The sequence below is a fragment of the Pseudomonas atacamensis genome, assembly GCF_017167965.1.
GTDB lineage: Bacteria > Pseudomonadota > Gammaproteobacteria > Pseudomonadales > Pseudomonadaceae > Aquipseudomonas > Aquipseudomonas atacamensis.
Genome location: NZ_CP070503.1, coordinates 3434709 through 3451512 on the forward strand (window position 1 = coordinate 3434709; position 16804 = coordinate 3451512).

General features: G+C 60.7%; 19 protein-coding genes. 10 read left to right on the plus strand and 9 right to left on the minus strand.

Going from position 1 to position 16804, the window contains the following annotated elements; genetic code table 11:
- The first annotated feature begins 57 nt into the window (after positions 1-57).
- Together sseB and msrA are read left to right on the plus strand one after the other, a co-directional pair.
- Positions 58-843, plus strand: a complete 786-nt coding sequence (gene sseB / locus JWU58_RS15485; protein WP_241196127.1) for an enhanced serine sensitivity protein SseB — start codon at positions 58-60, stop codon at positions 841-843.
- A 124-nt stretch (positions 844-967) separates the two neighbouring features.
- A complete protein-coding gene (msrA, locus tag JWU58_RS15490) occupies positions 968-1474 on the plus strand; it encodes a peptide-methionine (S)-S-oxide reductase MsrA (protein WP_071172004.1) in 507 nt (168 codons plus the stop codon).
- Positions 1475-1492: 18 nt separating this feature from the next.
- Here msrA and JWU58_RS15495 read toward each other — a convergent pair whose 3' ends face one another.
- On the minus strand, positions 1493-2710 hold the full coding sequence (locus JWU58_RS15495; protein ID WP_016774419.1) for an MFS transporter: 1218 nt from the start codon (positions 2708-2710) through the stop codon (positions 1493-1495).
- 129 nt (positions 2711-2839) lie between these two features.
- Here JWU58_RS15495 and JWU58_RS15500 point away from each other — a divergent pair, with 129 nt between their 5' ends.
- Positions 2840-3463, plus strand: a complete 624-nt coding sequence (locus tag JWU58_RS15500) for a TetR/AcrR family transcriptional regulator (protein ID WP_016774418.1) — start codon at positions 2840-2842, stop codon at positions 3461-3463.
- Positions 3464-3468: 5 nt separating this feature from the next.
- On the opposite strand, the gene JWU58_RS15505 is transcribed toward JWU58_RS15500, so the two are convergent.
- Complete coding sequence (locus tag JWU58_RS15505) at positions 3469-4695, minus strand: MFS transporter (protein WP_206420469.1); 1227 nt, start codon at positions 4693-4695, stop codon at positions 3469-3471.
- Between the two features lie 62 nt (positions 4696-4757).
- Here JWU58_RS15505 and JWU58_RS15510 point away from each other — a divergent pair, with 62 nt between their 5' ends.
- Positions 4758-5756 (plus strand): AraC family transcriptional regulator, encoded by a 999-nt coding sequence (locus tag JWU58_RS15510; protein ID WP_206420470.1) that lies wholly within the window; start codon positions 4758-4760, stop codon positions 5754-5756.
- Positions 5757-5795: 39 nt separating this feature from the next.
- Here the strand turns inward: JWU58_RS15510 and JWU58_RS15515 are convergent, their stop codons facing one another.
- From JWU58_RS15515 to JWU58_RS15525, 3 genes are all read right to left on the minus strand, one after another.
- Complete coding sequence (locus tag JWU58_RS15515) at positions 5796-6428, minus strand: carboxymuconolactone decarboxylase family protein (RefSeq protein WP_038862086.1); 633 nt, start codon at positions 6426-6428, stop codon at positions 5796-5798.
- Positions 6429-6569: 141 nt separating this feature from the next.
- Positions 6570-7007, minus strand: coding sequence for a cyclophilin-like fold protein (locus JWU58_RS15520; RefSeq protein WP_241196128.1), 438 nt, complete (start codon positions 7005-7007; stop codon positions 6570-6572).
- Between the two features lie 24 nt (positions 7008-7031).
- Positions 7032-8060: an alpha/beta hydrolase gene (locus JWU58_RS15525; RefSeq protein WP_206420471.1), complete on the minus strand. Its 1029-nt coding sequence runs from the start codon at positions 8058-8060 to the stop codon at positions 7032-7034.
- 134 nt (positions 8061-8194) lie between these two features.
- On the opposite strand from JWU58_RS15525, the gene JWU58_RS15530 reads away from it, so the two are divergent.
- Entirely contained in the window at positions 8195-9097 is a 903-nt protein-coding gene (locus JWU58_RS15530) for a LysR family transcriptional regulator (RefSeq protein ID WP_206420472.1), read from the plus strand.
- 202 nt (positions 9098-9299) lie between these two features.
- On the opposite strand, the gene JWU58_RS15535 is transcribed toward JWU58_RS15530, so the two are convergent.
- From JWU58_RS15535 to JWU58_RS15550, 4 genes are all read right to left on the minus strand, one after another.
- Positions 9300-9542 carry a hypothetical protein gene (locus JWU58_RS15535; protein ID WP_016774412.1) on the minus strand — a complete coding sequence of 81 codons (243 nt, stop codon included), beginning with the start codon at positions 9540-9542 and terminating at the stop codon, positions 9300-9302.
- Positions 9542-10072, minus strand: a complete 531-nt coding sequence (locus tag JWU58_RS15540; RefSeq protein ID WP_206420473.1) for a hypothetical protein — start codon at positions 10070-10072, stop codon at positions 9542-9544. The genes JWU58_RS15535 and JWU58_RS15540 overlap by 1 nt, the downstream gene beginning before the upstream one ends.
- A 49-nt stretch (positions 10073-10121) precedes the next feature.
- On the minus strand, positions 10122-10346 hold the full coding sequence (locus JWU58_RS15545) for a DUF2188 domain-containing protein (protein ID WP_016774410.1): 225 nt from the start codon (positions 10344-10346) through the stop codon (positions 10122-10124).
- Between the two features lie 82 nt (positions 10347-10428).
- Positions 10429-11346, minus strand: a complete 918-nt coding sequence (locus tag JWU58_RS15550; RefSeq protein WP_016774409.1) for a LysR substrate-binding domain-containing protein — start codon at positions 11344-11346, stop codon at positions 10429-10431.
- A 194-nt stretch (positions 11347-11540) separates the two neighbouring features.
- Between JWU58_RS15550 and JWU58_RS15555 the strand changes: the two genes are divergently transcribed.
- The 5 genes from JWU58_RS15555 (at position 11541) to JWU58_RS15575 (ending at position 16598) form a co-directional block, all read left to right on the plus strand.
- Positions 11541-12290 carry an SDR family NAD(P)-dependent oxidoreductase gene (locus JWU58_RS15555; protein ID WP_122610062.1) on the plus strand — a complete coding sequence of 250 codons (750 nt, stop codon included), beginning with the start codon at positions 11541-11543 and terminating at the stop codon, positions 12288-12290.
- 97 nt (positions 12291-12387) lie between these two features.
- Positions 12388-13686 (plus strand): MFS transporter, encoded by a 1299-nt coding sequence (locus tag JWU58_RS15560; protein WP_123442684.1) that lies wholly within the window; start codon positions 12388-12390, stop codon positions 13684-13686.
- 17 nt (positions 13687-13703) lie between these two features.
- Positions 13704-14552, plus strand: a complete 849-nt coding sequence (locus JWU58_RS15565; RefSeq protein ID WP_123442685.1) for a transketolase — start codon at positions 13704-13706, stop codon at positions 14550-14552.
- Positions 14549-15577: a transketolase family protein gene (locus tag JWU58_RS15570; RefSeq protein ID WP_123442686.1), complete on the plus strand. Its 1029-nt coding sequence runs from the start codon at positions 14549-14551 to the stop codon at positions 15575-15577. Before JWU58_RS15565 ends, JWU58_RS15570 begins: the two co-directional genes overlap by 4 nt.
- Before the next feature lie 61 nt (positions 15578-15638).
- The gene (locus JWU58_RS15575; protein WP_123442687.1) at positions 15639-16598 is read left to right on the plus strand and encodes an alpha/beta hydrolase; all 960 of its coding nucleotides are present in this window, start codon (positions 15639-15641) and stop codon (positions 16596-16598) included.
- The last annotated feature ends 206 nt before the right edge of the window (positions 16599-16804 follow it).

The following is a 16804-nucleotide window of genomic DNA, read 5'->3' on the forward strand; positions in this document are numbered from 1 at the left end:
GTCTCCTCGACTAATCAGACAACCATCACTCTCCATCGAAAATAACGGATTAATCTCATGGACACGTCCCAAGATAACCCATTGGAAACATCGCTCCGACTCGCCGCGGACGAACCCGCGCATCGCCCTGAGTTCTATCGCACCCTGCTGGACTCGACCGTCTACATCCTCGGCACCGCCGGTGCGGCGCAAGGCCATGTCAATCTTGAAGCCGGCAGTAACATCAGCATCGCCCATTGGCAGAAGCCCGATAGCACGCCGGTCATTCCGTTCTTCTCCTCGCTGCCAACGCTGCAACAATCCATCGACAGCGAGCAGAGCTATGTGGAGATACCCGCCCGATCATTGTTCGAAATCACGCTGGGCGCGCTGCTTTTTCTGAATCCGAAGTCGCCGTACGGCAAGGAATTTCTTCCGGCGGAAGTGCAACGCCTGCTCTCAGGCGAAATCGGCCGGCCCGCCACGCAGCGTACCGTGGAAAAAGAAACCAACGTCTTGCTTGGACAGCCTTCGGACTACCCATCGACGATGGTCCATTCGCTCTCGCAATTGCTGGCCAAACACGCCAATGTGAAACGCGCATTCCTGGCGCTGATGCACGACCCCTCGATTGATGAAAAACCGCACTTGATCGTCGGCATCGAAGCGGATGGCGATATCGAACAGGTCATGCGCGAAGCCGGCAATGTCGCTGCGGACACAGCCCCCGATGGCGGACCAGTTGATTTTTGCCGCGTGCTGACGGGACAAGCCGGGCTGAGTGATTACTTCCTCAGGGAGACCAAACCGTTCTACGAACGCAAGTCACCGAGCAGGCTGCGTTCGTTATTTGGCTTTGGTTGACACGCCTGCATGCCGCTTGATCAGCAGGCCAGTGGTCGATTCTGATGAGCGTAACCTTGGATTCTCTCAACCCGCCCTCATAACAGTGGGTATCCCCACATCGTCTCGAGAGGAAGCACACACCATGACCACTCAAACCGAAACTGCCATTCTCGCCGGCGGCTGCTTCTGGGGCATGCAGGATCTGTTGCGCCGCTATCCGGGTGTGCTGAAAACCCGCGTCGGCTATACCGGCGGCGATGTGCCGAATGCGACCTATCGCAACCACGGCAACCACGCCGAAGCCATCGAGATTGAATTCGATCCGGCGGTAATCAGCTACCGGCAGATCCTCGAGTTCTTCTTCCAGATCCACGACCCGAGCACGCCCAACCGTCAAGGCAACGATCTTGGCCCGAGCTACCGGTCGGCGATCTACTACCTCAACGACGAGCAGCGTGCCGTCGCCGAAGACACCGCTGCCGATGTCGACGCCTCGAAGCTGTGGCCGGGCCGTGTGGTAACCGAAATCGAACCGGCCGGGCCGTTCTGGGAAGCGGAACCCGAGCATCAGGATTACCTGGAGCGGATTCCGAATGGCTACACTTGCCATTTCATCCGGCCTGACTGGAAACTGCCGAAGCGCGGTTGAAGAAACTGCTGGCGGGGTTCAATGCCCCGCCACCACCGAAGCTTCTACAGAGCGCGGGCCCGACTTGAAACCGTGGGCCCGGGCACCCCAGGCAATGGCGAAGGCGATAGCGACCAGTGCCAGCATGGCCCACGGAAATGAGGCAACGCCCCACTGATCGAGCAGCACGCCGCCGACGACACCGCTGCCAGCGATCGCGCTGTTCCACGCCACTACATTCAACGACAAGGCGACATCCGCTCCGTTGCCCGCCGCGTCAGCCAGCGCCGTTTGCAACAGCGTCGCCGCGCCGCCGAACGTCAAACCCCATACCGCCACGCCGAGATAAATCACCTCTGGGTTGCGTCCGCCAAAACCCAGCGCCACGCAGACCGCGGCAAAGGTCGCCAAACTCAGCAGAACAGTCGAGCGCAGCAGCGGCTCGACCAGCTTCGCCGTCAGCCATATCCCGACCAGCGCGGCGATGCCGAAGATCAACAACACCACATCCACCCGCTCGGCCATGCCCGCCGGCGCCACGAACGGAGCGATATAGGTGTAGAGAATGTTGTGCGCCAGCATCCAGCTGATCACCACTGCAAGCACAGGACGCACGCCCGGGGTAGTCAAGACTTTGCTCAGCGATAGGCGTTGATGGGCCGGCTGCGGCGGGTAGTCGGGCACTTTCACCAGCACCCAGACGATCAGTACCAAGGTCAGCGCCGACATCAGGCCGAATGTAGTGCGCCAACCGACCAGCCCACCGAGCCACGTACCCAGAGGCACGCCCAGCGACAGCGCAATCGGTGTGCCGACCATCGCCAGTGCCAACGCCTTGCCCTGCTGTTCGGGCTCAACCATGCGTCGCGCATAGCCGGCCAACAGACTCCATGCCAAACCCGCTGCAACCCCGGCGAAGAACCGCGCGACCAGCGTAACGCCGTAGTGCGACGACAGCGCGGTAATCGAATTGAACAGCAGGAAACCGACAATCGTCAGCAGCAGCACGTTGCGGCGCCGCCAGCCCCGGGTGGCGATGGTCATCGGGATCACCGCCAGTACGGAACCCAATGCGTACGCGGTAACCATTTGCCCGGCCATGGACGGCGAAATCGCCAGGCCTTCACTGATCAACGGCAACAGGCCCGCCGGCAGGGTTTCGGTGACGATGCAGATGAAGCCAGTCATGGCCAGCGCCAGCAAAGCGCCGATGGGCAGACCTTTTGGCGTAGCCGTTAACGTGATTGAAGGTGTCACTGGAAGCTCCTCGAAAAACCGACTCAGATTTAAATACCGATCGATCTAGATCCTGAGGGTGCATGCGCAGCGTTGTCAACAATTTCTGTATCGACTAGTCTTTATATTAAATCATTGAGGAGTCAGCTCATGGCGAGAACCGGTCGCCCCCGTCAGTTTGATCGCGACGACGCCGTCGATCAGGCTTTGCAACTGTTCTGGCAACACGGCTACGACGCGACATCGCTGGCCCAATTGAAGGCAGGCCTGGGTGGCGGTATCTCTGCACCTAGCTTCTACGCCGCGTTCGGTTCCAAGGAAGCGTTGTTCGATGAATGCGTGCAGCGTTATTTAACCACCTATGCGCAAGTCACCGAGTGCCTGTGGGACGACAGCCTGCCACCACGCCAGGCGATCGAGACCGCTTTGCGCCAGTCGGCACGCATGCAGTGCGACGACACACACCCCAAGGGCTGCATGGTTACCCTCGGCGTCATGAGCGCACCGAGCCCGGAAACCGCCCATGTGGCGCAAGCCCTGACCCACTCAAGGCAGCGCACCCGTGCCGGCATTCAAGCCTGCGTCGAACGCGCTGTGAATGCCGACGAGCTGGCCAGCGGCACAAGTGCGGCGGCGATGGCGACGGTATTCGACAGTTTCCTGCAGGGCATATCCATCCTTGCCAGAGACAACACCGCGCTGGATAACATTGATGCTGCTATCACTCAGGTCATGCAAACCTGGGACATTGCCGTCACGCGTAAGGCGGATTGATCAAATCACAAATGCACCGGTGCCACCGGCGCCGAACCCGGCTCCGGCACATCGACATTGACCTTCAGTGCAATCAGCAGCGCGGCCAGCAACATCAGAATTCCAGCCGCTACAAACACGCCATTGATACCGCTGAAACTGAACACCGAACCGCCGGCGGCGGCGCCTGCGGCAATCGCCGACTGCACCGATGCGACGACCATGCCGCCTGCGCTTTCGGCCTGATCGGGTATCGAGCGCGCCACCCAGTTCGACCATGCGACCGGCACGCCACCAAAGGCCATCCCCCACAGCGCCAAGAGCAACGCCTGCCCGGTGACCGACGCCGGTAACCCGACCAACGCCAGAGCAGCAACGCCCACCAGCACTGGCATCAGCACCAACGTTGCCCTTGGATTGCGCTGCAACAGCCAGCCGGCGAACAGCGTGCCGGCAAAGTTCGCCACGCCGAAACCAAGGAGCATCAGCGCCAGCGTCTGCGGGCCGACGCCGGTGGTGCTTTCCAGAAATGGCCTGATATAGGTAAACAACGCGAAATGGCCGGTATGCACCAATACACAGCCGAACATGCCGACGGCAATGCCCGGTCGCAGCAACACCTCAAGCACCGTACGCAGGCGTGACGGACGATGCGGCGCCAGACTGGGTAGCGTGAACATCTGAAAGACCAGCGTCACCACGCCCACCGCTGCTGCTGCGAAAAACGCACTGCGCCAGCCAAACTGGCCGCCGAGATAGCTGCCCAACGGCACCGCCACCACGGTACCTACGGCGATCCCGCTGAAGATGATCGACAACGCGCGGGGCAGCAGCGCCGCCGGCACCAGGCGCATCGCCACGGCCGCCGCCATGCTCCAGAATCCGCCCAGAGCTATGCCCAAAAGGATGCGCATGATCAGCAACACTGCGAGGCTGGACGACAACGCCACCAGCAGATTCGAGGCGATCATCAGTGCCGAGAAACCGAGCAAGACCAGGCGCCGATCAAGACTGCGCGTCAATCCAGGTACGAGCAATCCGGCAAAGAGCGCCACCACTGCGGTCACCATCACCGCTTGCCCGGCCAGCGCTTCGCTGACGCCGAGATCGAGCGCCATCGGCGTCAGCAGGCTGGCCGGCAGATATTCCGCCGTGAGCAGACCAAACACGCCCATCGCCAGTGAAAACACCGCCATCCACGCAGGCACCAGCGGCTCCCCGTCAGTTCGCCCATCACCTACACGTTCATTCATTTCAAGACTCCCTTGGACATTTCGAGAGGGCAGTCTATTGGCGGCAAACCGGATGATCTATGATGCGCGGTCTTGAACTTTTGATCGAAACCCCGAACATGAGCAGCACCGATCCCTTTTCACTGTCATCAGACCTGATCACTGAATTGCTGCGCAGCATGCGTTTGCGTGGCGTGCAATATCGTCGGATCCACGCTGGTCCGCCGTATGGTCTGGGTTTTAGCGACAAGTCCGGCCATGCGTATTTCCACTTCGTCGCCGCTGGATCGACGGTATTGCGACTGGAGGACGGCAGCCTGTACGAATTGTCGGCGGGCAATGCAGTGTTCATCGCCCACGGTGCCGCGCACCAGTTGCTGTCACACCCAAACGCCGAGGTGCAGGACATTGACAACGCCGTCGCCGCACCGCTCGGCGACACGGTCTGCGCGGTGCAGGTCGGACACAGCGCCGATTTGCCCGATAGCGCCCTGCTCTTCAGTGGCTGTATGGAGTTCGAACTCGGCAGCCTGCAAGGCCTCGGTCGGCTGATGCCGGGTCTTATGCTGATCGACGCCGGTGGCCAGCGCTATCCGGGACTCATGCCGATTCTCGCGACCATGGAACGCGAAGTCAGCGCAGCGCGCATTGGCTTTGCCGGCATTCTCGCGCGCCTTGCCGACGTAGTGGCGGCAATGATTGTTCGCGGCTGGGTCGAATGCGCTTGCGGCAATGCCTCCGGTCTCGTCGCCGCCCTGCGCGACCCTCGCCTGGCGCAGGCCTTGCTGGCCCTGCACCAACAACCGGGGCGCGACTGGAGCGTCGCCGAACTGGCAACGCTGTGCAACACCTCACGCTCGGTCTTCGCCGAACGCTTCCAGAGCACCCTCGGCACCCCGCCGCTGCGCTACGCCACCGAACTGCGCATGCGCCTGGCCAGTCAGTGGCTGACCCTGGAAAGACTGCCGATCGAAGAAGTGGCGCAGCGCCTGGGCTACACCTCCCAAGCGGCGTTCAGTCGTGCGTTCAAGCGGATAACAGGAAGCTCACCGGGAGCGAGTCGGCGCCAGCGCGCACTATAAGAATTGCATTAACAGAGCGGCAATGAATCCGAGCCGCCCTCACCGCTGGATTTTGTCCAGCCCCGCGCCCACCCGCTCAGCAGCCTGCAAATCCCCACGCGCCTCCAACTCCTGCGCCACTTGCCGCAACTGCTCAATCGTCAATCCCACATTCAGACTGATCTTCAAATGCGACTCCAGCTGTGATTCCACCCCAGCCATCGCTGCCAGCGCACCAACAGTTGCCAGTTCCCGATCCGTCCATGCCAGGTTGTCGCGGGCGAAGATGTCGCCGAACAAGTGCACTTTCAGAAACTGATCGATCGCCGGGGCGAATTCGAACAGGGGGCCGGACACTGGCGCACCGACCAGGCGGGTCTGATTGTCGGTGCCGAGTTCGGTGAGCGCATATCCCGACGGAACCGGACCCGGCTCGCGTCCCGGCACGTCTTCGATGCCCCGCGCGGCGCGTTCCTGCAAAACCTTCATCAGCAATGACAAGGCGTTGAGGCTGCGCGGGAAGCCGGCGTAGGCGTACAGCTGCACCAGAATTTCCTTGGTCTCGCTGATGCTCAGCCCGGCATCGAGACCACGATTGAGTGCGTCGTGCAGACGCGGCATGTCGCCGATGGCAGCGTTGGCGGCAATCGGGGCGATCGCCAGTTGTTCAGGCGTCAGAGGCTGTTCTTTCATGATCGGTTTCTCCGGTGATCGGGAAGGATTGGCGCAGAGGGGATTGACGCAGGCTGCACTGGCGAGGACCGCGCAGCCGAGGGCGACGATGCGCAGAAGACGCCCTTGATTTAACGATTTCTGGTTCATCAATGACTCTCCTCACTCATGCAGAGTGAACGTCACCCGCACATCGCCGCGCCCCAAGACTTCGGCCAAGTCCTGCGGGCGTTCGATGCGGCCAAGACGCGAATAGCGGTAGGACGAATCGAAGGTTTTGTAGAAGACCACCAACGTATCGTCGCCATACAGAAGGAAATCGCCGCTGTGGATCGTGCCCGGCCGGTAGGGCTGGGTGGGCAGTGGCGGCTGCACGGTGGCGTATTTTTCATTGCCGTGCAGGTCGGTCATCTCCAGGCTCAGCGGCAATCGCGTGAGCAATTGCCGCGTACTCGGGTTGTCATCCAGAGCAATGGCAAAACGCTGTTCTCCGACGGTCATCCACATCGTGCTGGCCTCCATAGCGGTCGGTGCAGACAGAGCAACGGGCAGCCATGCCATCAGTACGAATCCCTTCCAGCCGTTGGCAAAAAACCGCATCGCTTTGCTCCGTCGCGTTGAAAGTTACTTAAGGTTGCTCTTGAAGAACTGCGTCAGCTTGGCAAAAGGAATCAGCTCGACCCGGTCGTACAGATCGACATGGCCGGCATTCGGCACAATCACCAGTTCTTTCGGCTGCCCTGCCAAGCGAAAGGCCTCTTCGCTGAACTCACGGGAGTGCGCGTTGGCACCGGCAATAAACAACATCGGGCGCGGCGAGATGCTCTCGATATCGACGAATGGATAGAAGTTCATGAACTTGGTGTTGCTGCTCAGCGTCGGCCGCGTGGTCTGTTGCGGCGTCGAGCTGGCCGGGGTGAATTCGCCGCGCGGGGTGCGGTAGAAATCGAAGAATTCACGCTGGATAGGATGGGTGTCGGCCTTCAGTTCCAGCACCGTGCCGCCGGTGTATGCGACCTTGCCGCCAGTGAACTCGGCGTAACGCTGCTCGGCCGCTTGCGCAATGATCTGCTTGCGCTGCGCAAGGCTTTGCGAGTGCTTGAGGCCATCACGGTTGGCCGCGCCCATGTCGTACATGCTGACCGTGGCGATGGCTTTCATGCGTGGGTCGATTTTCGCCGCGCTGATCACGAAGCTGCCGCTACCGCAGATGCCCAACACGCCGATGCGCTCGCGGTCGATGAATGGCCGTGTGCCGAGGTAATCGACGGCCGCGCTGAAGTCTTCGGCATACATGTCCGGCAGCACCGCGTTGCGCGGCGCGCCTTCGCTTTCGCCCCAGAACGACAGATCCAGCGACAAGGTGACAAAACCCTGCTCCGCCAGTTTCTGTGCGTACAGATTGGAGCTCTGCTCCTTCACCGCGCCCATCGGATGGCCAACGATAATCGCCGCGCTGCGCGCTGCCGGGTCGAGTCCTTTAGGGACAAACAGGTTGCCGACCACGGTGAGTTGATATTGATTTTTGAAGCTGACCTTCTGCACGGTCACCTTATCGCTTTTGAAGAAATTGTCGGCACCGTGGGACATGTCAGCTCCGAATGCAGTAAATGAACTCAGGAGAAACCCGAGCAGTATGAACAGTCGTTTCATGGGGGCGTCCTTGATCGAGAAGCCAGGCGTGGCCGGGATGAAGGTATTGTTGCGCAGGCTCGAGGCTTTGATTAGCTAATGAGTGCTTAATGCGGTTATAAACACTGCTAATCAATAAACCTGAGCATTGCGCCATGGCCAAACCCAATTTCAACGACCTGCTCGCCTTCGTCACCGTTGCCCGCAGCGGCAGCTTCACCCGCGCGGCGGTGCAACTGGGCGTGACGCAATCGGCGGTGAGCCAGGTAGTCTCGGCGCTGGAAGCGCGTCTGAAAATTCGCCTGTTGACCCGCACCACGCGCAGCGTGTCACTGACGGCGGCCGGCGAACGTTTGCTGCACACCGTGGGTCATCGTTTCGATGAGATCGAAGCCGAGCTGGACGCTCTCACCGAGTTGCGCGACAAGCCTGCCGGTACGGTGCGCATCACCTGCGGCGACAACATCATCAAGACCACTCTGCTGCCCAAGCTGACGCCACTATTGCTGCAATACCCGGACATCAAGGTCGAGTTCGATATCAACTACGGTTTCCGCGACATCGTTGCCGACCGCTTCGATGCCGGCGTGCGTTTCAGCGATACCGTCGCCCAGGACATGATCGCCGTACCGATCGGCCCGCCGCTGCGCATGGCCGTCGTCGCCTCGCCCGACTACTTTGCCCGGCACCCCGCCCCGCAACATCCGCGCGAGCTGGCGGCGCACCGCTGCATCGACATTCGCTTCCCGACCTACGACGGTGTCGATGCCTGGGAATTCGAGCGGCAGGGCAAAAAGCTGAAAGTGCGGGTCGACGGCCAACTGGTGTTCAACTCCACCGTGCACATCGCCGACGCCGCTGTGAACGGGTTAGGGATTGCCTACCTGCCTGAAGACGAGTTCGGTGCGCATCTGGCCGAAGGGCGTTTGGTCAGAGTGCTGGAAGACTGGTGCGAACCGTTCGGTGGCTTCCACCTCTACTACCCCAGCCGCCGCCAACCGTCGCCGGCGTTTTCTCTGGTGGTGGATGCGTTGCGCGTGGATCCAGCCCCATTGTAGGAGCGGGCCTGCTCGCGATAGCGTCGGCACATCCAACAGAGTAAGTGCCAGATCCAGCGCTTTCGCGAGCAGGCTCGCTCCCACATGGGATTTGTGAATCGATTGATTTCCGGGATGTGACGCAAATCCCTGTGGGAGCGAGCCTGCTCGCGAAGGCGCCAGACCAGGCACATCATCTCTGCATGCCAGCCCCGCGCCCCCCTCACAACTTCGACACGTCCCCGGTCGCCTCGGCAATCGTCGCCAACGTTTCCTCCATGCTGGCGATGTCTTCTTGCAGCTTTTGAAACACCAGATCCAGCGACTCGGGGGCGTCCACGGTCTGATGGCCACGCAGCGACTCGACGCTAGCGCTCTCCACGTGCTGGAGAATGTCGACACTTTCTCGCAGTGCCAACAGCTGATCGAAGATAGCGGCAATCTGCGCCTGGCTGCGGGTGCTCATTATTTCCACCCGAGCCTGGCAATGATTTCACGGCGATACGGCGTGTCCATCTGCGCCGGCACCTGTTCGATATAGTCGCGCGCTTGTTCGTGCGCCGCGCCGCTCAACCCGGCCAGATAAGAAACTGCGTCGTCGACATTCGGCACCAGGCCTTCAATGTTCTTGAATCTGCCGGGCAGCGCCGTCCAGATCACTGCATCCAGTTGCCGAGGAATTGCCCATTCAGCAAGCACGCCCATCGCCGAGGGACCGACGGTGAAGCTGCCGATGCCATCCTCCCTGCCCTCCGGCACGCCTTCTCGAATACGCAGGAGTTCGCGGGCCTGATCGAGATCGGTCACGTCGAGGACCGACCACAGCACTTTGCACGGCGGCGCGTTCGCGCTTATGGCTGTAGTCAACTCGCCAGTGTCACTGACGCGAACGAAGTCGACCGGTACCTGCGGCCCGTCGGCAAACCACTCGCTGGCCAGCGGCAAGCCGTCCGGTTTCCAGATCAGTGAGCCCCATCCCAGACATGCAATGACCATAAATCAGACCCTTCTGAAGAAACGATGAACACAGAAAAGAACAGCCTGCTCAGCCTTTGGTTTTTCGCGGGTCGGCTGCGCGCGGAAAGGTGCGTTCTTCCTGAATCGTCCCGTCTTCTTTATGGATTTTCAGCGAGGCGGTTTTGTCCTGCAGATAGTCACTGGCGATCTGGGTGATCTCGGCTTTGGTCGCAGCCGTTTTCGACGCACGCTGCGCGCCCTCTTTGACCAGTTCCCAGCGCTGCTGGTTTTTGTTGATGTGGTAGTTATCCATTCCTTCACCTCTGACGTGAATATGTGACCGGTAATGGATTGACCCTGGCCGGTTCAGAGAGTTTGAAAGAATTGAGCCCGACTCAATACGCGAACTCATGCCCCAATTCGCTCTCCATCCACGCCAGAAAACGCCTGACCCGTGGAAAGCTCGAATGCGCTTTGGGGAATACCAGATGGTGCGCAGCCACCGCAGCACTCAGAGATTCAGGCGCGACTTCAACCAGCGTGCCCGCTGCCAGATACTTTTGCGCCAGCAATGTGCTTTCCAGTGCGAAACCCAAGCCATGACTCGCGGCTTCCAGCGACATGTATGAACGATCGAAGCTCAGCGCGTACGGCCGCTCCGGACGCGCCAGACCATGCTGGGCAAACCATTGCGGCCATTTGAGCAGAGTGGCCTCGGACAGGATCAGATCGCACTCCAGCAGATCCGCCGCACCGAGTACCGGGCGTTGCGCGAGCAGTTTCGGTGAGGTCAGCACCGCGAACGTCTCGTTCCTGACCGTGCGCACCTCATAACTGGGCCAGTTCGGCAGACCGTGACGGATATCGACGTCGATCTTGTCGCGACTGAAGTGCAGCGATTCATAGGAGCACGACAGATTGATCTGTATGTCCGGATGACTGGCGCGAAACGCTTCCAGGCGCGGCATCAGCCAGAGCAGGCCGAAGCTTGGCGATGAGTGCAAGCGCAGGCAATCGAGGCTGACATCGCTGGCCGCACGCTCGGTGGCAACGGCGAGGCTGTGCAGAATCCCGGAGACTTCCTTGAGGTATTGCTCGCCGACCGGCGTCAGCGAGACGCCCCGAGCAGCGCGAACGAATAATTGCCGGCCGATCATCCCTTCGAGTTTCGCCAGTTGATGGCTGACTGCCGAGGGGGTCAGGTCCAGCACTTCTGCTGCCCTGGCGACGTTGCCGAAGCGCGCGGTTTGTTCGAAGGCCTGAATTGCTTTCAGCGGTGGCAGGATGATCGATGCCTCAGTGTCAGAGCGCATGGGGACTCCGTGGTGATTTCTTGTGATGTACGGACCGGTTTCATTCAAGCATTTGCGAAACGGCCTGACGAGTGCTGAATTTTTTTCAGCATTGAGTGACTTCCGCGTTATTGCTCACGCTCGCCCCGGAGGACAAGCTGAGTCATCGGTTACTTACACACCGACCCAATAAAAACAATTCGAGGGAATCCTCCATGCTTCTTCAAGGCAAAGTCGCAATCATTACCGGTGCCGCATCTGCCCGTGGCATTGGCCGCGCTACCGCCAGCACATTTGCGCAACACGGCGCTCGCGTGGTCATCCTCGATCTGGATGCATCCGCAGCACGTGACGCCGCCGCAGCACTGGGCGAAGGTCATCTGGGCCTGGCGGCCAACGTGGCCGACGAAGCGCAGGTTCAGCAAGCCGTCGCCACCATCATCGAGCACTTCGGGCGCATCGATATTCTCGTCAACAACGCCGGCATCACCCAGCCACTGAAGACTCTGGATATTCGCCCTTCGGACTACGACAAGGTGCTGGACGTCAGCCTGCGCGGCACTTTGCTCATGTCCCAGGCGGTGATTCCGCTGATGCGCCAACAGTCTTCCGGCAGCATCGTCTGCATGTCGTCGGTGTCGGCCCAGCGCGGCGGCGGCATCTTCGGCGGCCCGCATTACAGCGCGGCCAAGGCCGGTGTGCTGGGGCTGGGCAAGGCCATGGCGCGGGAATTGGGGCCGGACAATATCCGCGTCAACTCCATCGCTCCCGGCCTTATTCACACCGACATCACCGGCGGCCTGATGCAGGATGAACGCCGCCACGCCATCATCGAAGGCATTCCGCTCGGGCGCCTGGGTCAAGCGCAGGACGTCGCCAACGCCGCGCTGTTTCTGGCCAGCGACCTGTCCGCTTATCTGACCGGCATCACCCTCGATGTGAACGGCGGCATGCTGATTCACTGAGTAACTCTGGGCGGGCCTGCGTGACCCGTGCGGTTCTGGATCGATGACGCAGCCGGGCCTGATGGCCTGGCGGTCAATAAAAACAAGAGATCAGACCATGACTACCCTGTCGCTCGAAGCGGTTTCGACCGTGCGTTCTTCTGCCTATCGCAAAACGGCATGGCGGCTGATGCCGTTCCTGATGCTGTGCTACCTGTGCGCCTATCTGGACCGGGTCAACGTCGGTTTCGCCAAGCTGCAAATGATGAACGATCTGGCCCTCAGCGAAACGGTCTACGGACTGGGCGCGGGGGTGTTTTTCATCGGCTATTTCCTCTGCGAAGTGCCCAGCAACATTATCCTGCACAAGGTCGGCGCGCGAGTGTGGATTGCGCGGATCATGATCACCTGGGGCATCGTCTCGGCGCTGTTCGCCTTCGTCGAAACCGCCTGGCAGTTCTATGCCCTACGCTTTCTGCTGGGGATTGCTGAAGCCGGCCTGGCGCCGGGCCTGCTGCTCTACCTCACCTACTGGTTTCCGTCCTATCGGCGAGCGCGCATGACCGTGTTGTGGTTTATCGCCATTCCGCTGTCAGGCATGGTCGGAGGCCCGCTGTCGGGCTGGATCATGAACCACTTTGCCGGTGTGCACGGCTGGGCCGGCTGGCAATGGATGTTCGTTCTCGAGGCGGTGCCCACCGTGGTCGTCGGCCTGCTGGTGCTGAGTTATCTGAAGGACGGCGTGCATCAGGCGACCTGGCTCAATGACGAGGAAAAAGCCTTGATCACTCGTGAGCTGGCCGAAGACGACCAGCAAAAGGTCACCCACGCCTCGGTCGGCGAGTTCATTCGCGACCGGCGCTTGTGGCTGCTGGCGGCGATCTACTTCTGTGTGGTCATGGGCCAATATGCGATCACCTTCTGGCTGCCGACACTGGTACGTAATGCAGGGGTTTCCGACCCGCTGCACATCGGTTTCCTGACTAGCCTGCCCTATCTGTGCGCCATCGCCGCCATGCTCTTGGTCGGCCGCAGTGGCGACAAACATCGCGAGCGCCGCTGGCACCTGATCGTGCCGATGATCGCCGGTGCGATCGGCTTGAGCCTGGCAGCAATGATGGGCGGCAATCCGACCTTGTCGATCCTCAGCCTGTGCCTGGCCGCCTCCGGCATTCTGTCCGCCACCTCGTTGTTCTGGATGCTGCCCACCACGCTGCTCGGCGGGGTGTCTGCGGCGGCCGGCATCGCCGCGGTCAACAGCTTCGCCAACCTCGCCGGGTTCTGCTCGCCTTATCTGATCGGCTGGATCACCACCCTGACCGGTTCCAGTGCCATCGGCATGTACCTGATTACCGGCGTGCTGTTCCTCGGCGCGAGCCTGGTCCTGCGTATTCCCGCCGCTTTGGTCAATCGTTGAGTCAACGGAGTTTCATCATGACGACTAATCTTGCACACGCTGCATCGCTGAGCCTGACCCAGCGCGCGCACAACATTCGCCGCCATGCACTGCGCATGGGCCAGGTTCAGGGCCAGGGCTATGTAGGCCAGGCCCTCGGCGCGGCTGACCTGCTGGCGGTGTCTTACTTTCATGCGATGAATCATCGTCCCCAGGATCCCGAGTGGGAGCAGCGCGATCGCTTCTATCTCTCAATCGGTCACTACGCCATCGCGCTGTACGCAGCGCTGATCGAAGCCGAGATCATTCCGCTCGACGAGCTGGAAACCTACGGTTCGGATGACAGCCGCCTGCCGATGTCGGGCATGGCCGCCTACACGCCGGGGATGGAAATCACCGGCGGCTCGCTGGGTCAGGGCCTGGGTATCGCGGTCGGTGCCTGCCTGGGCCTCAAGCGCAAAGGCTCGGCCTCGTTCGTCTACAACCTGCTGTCCGATGGCGAACTCAATGAAGGCTCGACTTGGGAAGCGGTGATGTCGGCCTCGCACTGGCAGCTCGACAATCTGATCGCCATCGTCGACGTCAACAACCAGCAGGCCGACGGTTACTCCAGCGAGATTCTCTCGTTCGAACCCATCGTCGATCGCTGGCAAGCCTTTGGCTGGTTCACCCAGCGCATCGACGGCAATGACCTCGACGCCCTGGTCGCTGCATTCGATGCCGCGCGCAATCACCCGGGCGGCCAACCGCGCGTGATCATCTGCGACACGAAAATGGGCAAAGGCGTGCCGTTTCTGGAGAACCGGGAAAAGACCCACTTCATTCGCGTCGAAGAGCACGAATGGGACCTGGCACTGAGCAACCTTGAAGAAGGAAAAGACCAATGAGCAACGCCGCCAACACTGCGCCTTCGACTGCTACTGGCGCGCCGGTGAAAAAGCGCCTGACAACCTCGGCGATGATTGCCTCGATTGCTTCCGAGGGCCAGGCGACCCGTTCGGCACCTTTCGGCCATGCGCTCGCAGCGCTGGCAGAGCAGCGCGCGGACATCGTCGGCCTGTCAGCTGATCTGTCCAAGTACACCGACCTGCACATTTTTGCCAAGGCGCATCCGGAGCGTTTCTATCAGATGGGCATGGCCGAACAGTTGCTGATGAGCGCGGCCGCGGGCATGGCGCGTGAGGGTTTCGTGCCCTTCGCCACCACCTACGCGGTGTTCGCTTCGCGCCGTGCTTACGACTTCATCTGCATGGCCATCGCCGAGGAAAACCTTAACGTCAAAATCGTCTGCGGTTTGCCCGGCCTTACCACGGGTTACGGGCCGAGCCATCAGGCCACCGATGATCTGGCTATTTTCCGCGCCATGCCCAATCTGATGATCGTCGACCCTTGCGATGCGCTGGAAATCGAACAGGCCGTGCCGGCCATCGCCGCTCACCAAGGCCCGGTCTATATGCGTTTGCTGCGCGGCAATGTGCCGTTGGTGCTGGACGAGTACGGTTATAAATTCGAGATCGGCAAGGCCAAGACCCTGCGCACGGGCAACGACGTGCTGATCATCTCCACCGGGCTGATGACCATGCGCTCGCTGGAAGCGGCCAAGCAATTGCAGGCCGACGGTATTGATGTGGCTGTGCTGCACGTGCCGACTATCAAGCCGCTGGATGAGCAAACCATTCTCGCCGAAGCGCGTAAATCCGGGCGTCTGGTGGTCACAGCCGAGAACAGCTCGATCATCGGCGGTTTGGGTGAAGCGGTTGCCGGGTTGTTGTTGCGCAATGGCGTGACGCCCACCTTCAGACAGATCGCGTTGCCCGACGCGTTCCTTGACGCCGGCGCCCTGCCGACGCTGCATGATCGCTACGGCATCTCGACGCCGGCTGTGTGCGCGCAGATCAAAGCCTGGCTGTAACTCCACCGTGGGCGGCGCCTCCATCCGAGGCGCTCGTTCATTCGAAAACAGGAGGCAGAACGTGAAAGCACATGAACTGCTGGATCCCGACTTCAAAAGCTTTTTAACTCCCGGCGCAGAAGCCTGGACGTTGGAAACGCTGCCCGCGATCAGGGAGCGTGTTCACGCGACATTCAAATCCCCAGAACAAGCGCGCGGTGAAAACCTATGGACCAAGGCCCACGACGGTGAGAATTTGCGCCTGTGTCTTTACCGGCCCGCCGCCGCAGCACCGGACGGTAATTTTGCGGTGATCCTCTACATCCACGGTGGAGGTTTCGTCCTCGGTTGCCCCGAAATGGCCGATGACTATCTGGCTGACCTCGCCGAAGCACTTCAGGCGATCATCGTCGCCGTCGATTACCGTCTCGCGCCAGAGCACCCCTTCCCTGTTCCTCTGGAGGACTGCTACACGGCCCTCGGCTGGGTTTTCGCCCACCGGCAAACGCTCAACATCGACGCCGACAAAGTAATCGTCATGGGCCACAGTGCCGGCGCCGGGCTGGCAGCAGCGCTGGCCATTGTGGCGCGGGATCGCGGCGAGTATTCCATCGCCAGTCAGGTGCTGGTTTATCCGATGCTCGATTACCGTTCGGGCAGCGCAGCCTCGCCTCAGCAGAACAGCACGACCGGAGTGATTGGCTGGCCGGCGCAAGCCAACCAGTTCTGTTGGGAGTGCCTGCGCGCTGACCAAGCGCTGGATGATCTGCCAATCGGCTGGTTTTCGCCGGCCCTGCAGGATGATCTGCGTGACTTGCCACCGACGTTTCTGGCCGTCGGGGCGCTGGATCTGTTTCTGGAAGAGGACGTTGCATTTGCCCTACGGCTGTCCCGCGCCGGGGTTGCCGTCGAACTGCATGTCTACCCTGGGGCGCCACATATGTTTGATCAGTGCCCCGGCAGTGTTAGCGATCAGTCTGCGCTGGATATCGTCCGATCACTTCGGCGATCGATAGCTAGCGCATTAACTGCTGAGGGATAAAAAGAACAGCTGAAACGGTACAACAGGATTTCTTATACAAAACCTTCCTCCCCTTCTACGCTTTTTGATTAATACCTTCGCAGACAGGCAACTGCGGAGGGTGGCCTGCGCTTTGAGAAATCCAATATCGCTTAGCCATCACCCTCGTCGATTCCGCCCGGACCTTTTCCTGCCTCTCTTTGGATAATGTCGAAAACGACACATTT

What these genes read in the sequence shown, in the direction of transcription:
- JWU58_RS15560 (WP_123442684.1), top strand. Translation starts at nt 12,388, where the DNA reads ATGACTACCCTGTCGCTCGAAGCGGTTTCGACCGTGCGTTCTTCTGCC.
- JWU58_RS15570 (WP_123442686.1), top strand. Translation starts at nt 14,549, where the DNA reads ATGAGCAACGCCGCCAACACTGCGCCTTCGACTGCTACTGGCGCGCCG.
- JWU58_RS15505 (WP_206420469.1), bottom strand. Translation starts at nt 4,695, where the DNA reads ATGAATGAACGTGTAGGTGATGGGCGAACTGACGGGGAGCCGCTGGTG.
- JWU58_RS15520 (WP_241196128.1), bottom strand. Translation starts at nt 7,007, where the DNA reads ATGCGGTTTTTTGCCAACGGCTGGAAGGGATTCGTACTGATGGCATGG.
- JWU58_RS15535 (WP_016774412.1), bottom strand. Translation starts at nt 9,542, where the DNA reads ATGAGCACCCGCAGCCAGGCGCAGATTGCCGCTATCTTCGATCAGCTG.
- JWU58_RS15565 (WP_123442685.1), top strand. Translation starts at nt 13,704, where the DNA reads ATGACGACTAATCTTGCACACGCTGCATCGCTGAGCCTGACCCAGCGC.
- JWU58_RS15500 (WP_016774418.1), top strand. Translation starts at nt 2,840, where the DNA reads ATGGCGAGAACCGGTCGCCCCCGTCAGTTTGATCGCGACGACGCCGTC.
- JWU58_RS15515 (WP_038862086.1), bottom strand. Translation starts at nt 6,428, where the DNA reads ATGAAAGAACAGCCTCTGACGCCTGAACAACTGGCGATCGCCCCGATT.
- JWU58_RS15540 (WP_206420473.1), bottom strand. Translation starts at nt 10,072, where the DNA reads ATGGTCATTGCATGTCTGGGATGGGGCTCACTGATCTGGAAACCGGAC.
- JWU58_RS15510 (WP_206420470.1), top strand. Translation starts at nt 4,758, where the DNA reads ATGCGCGGTCTTGAACTTTTGATCGAAACCCCGAACATGAGCAGCACC.
- JWU58_RS15525 (WP_206420471.1), bottom strand. Translation starts at nt 8,060, where the DNA reads ATGAAACGACTGTTCATACTGCTCGGGTTTCTCCTGAGTTCATTTACT.
- msrA (WP_071172004.1), top strand. Translation starts at nt 968, where the DNA reads ATGACCACTCAAACCGAAACTGCCATTCTCGCCGGCGGCTGCTTCTGG.
- sseB (WP_241196127.1), top strand. Translation starts at nt 58, where the DNA reads ATGGACACGTCCCAAGATAACCCATTGGAAACATCGCTCCGACTCGCC.
- JWU58_RS15530 (WP_206420472.1), top strand. Translation starts at nt 8,195, where the DNA reads ATGGCCAAACCCAATTTCAACGACCTGCTCGCCTTCGTCACCGTTGCC.
- JWU58_RS15545 (WP_016774410.1), bottom strand. Translation starts at nt 10,346, where the DNA reads ATGGATAACTACCACATCAACAAAAACCAGCAGCGCTGGGAACTGGTC.
- JWU58_RS15550 (WP_016774409.1), bottom strand. Translation starts at nt 11,346, where the DNA reads ATGCGCTCTGACACTGAGGCATCGATCATCCTGCCACCGCTGAAAGCA.
- JWU58_RS15555 (WP_122610062.1), top strand. Translation starts at nt 11,541, where the DNA reads ATGCTTCTTCAAGGCAAAGTCGCAATCATTACCGGTGCCGCATCTGCC.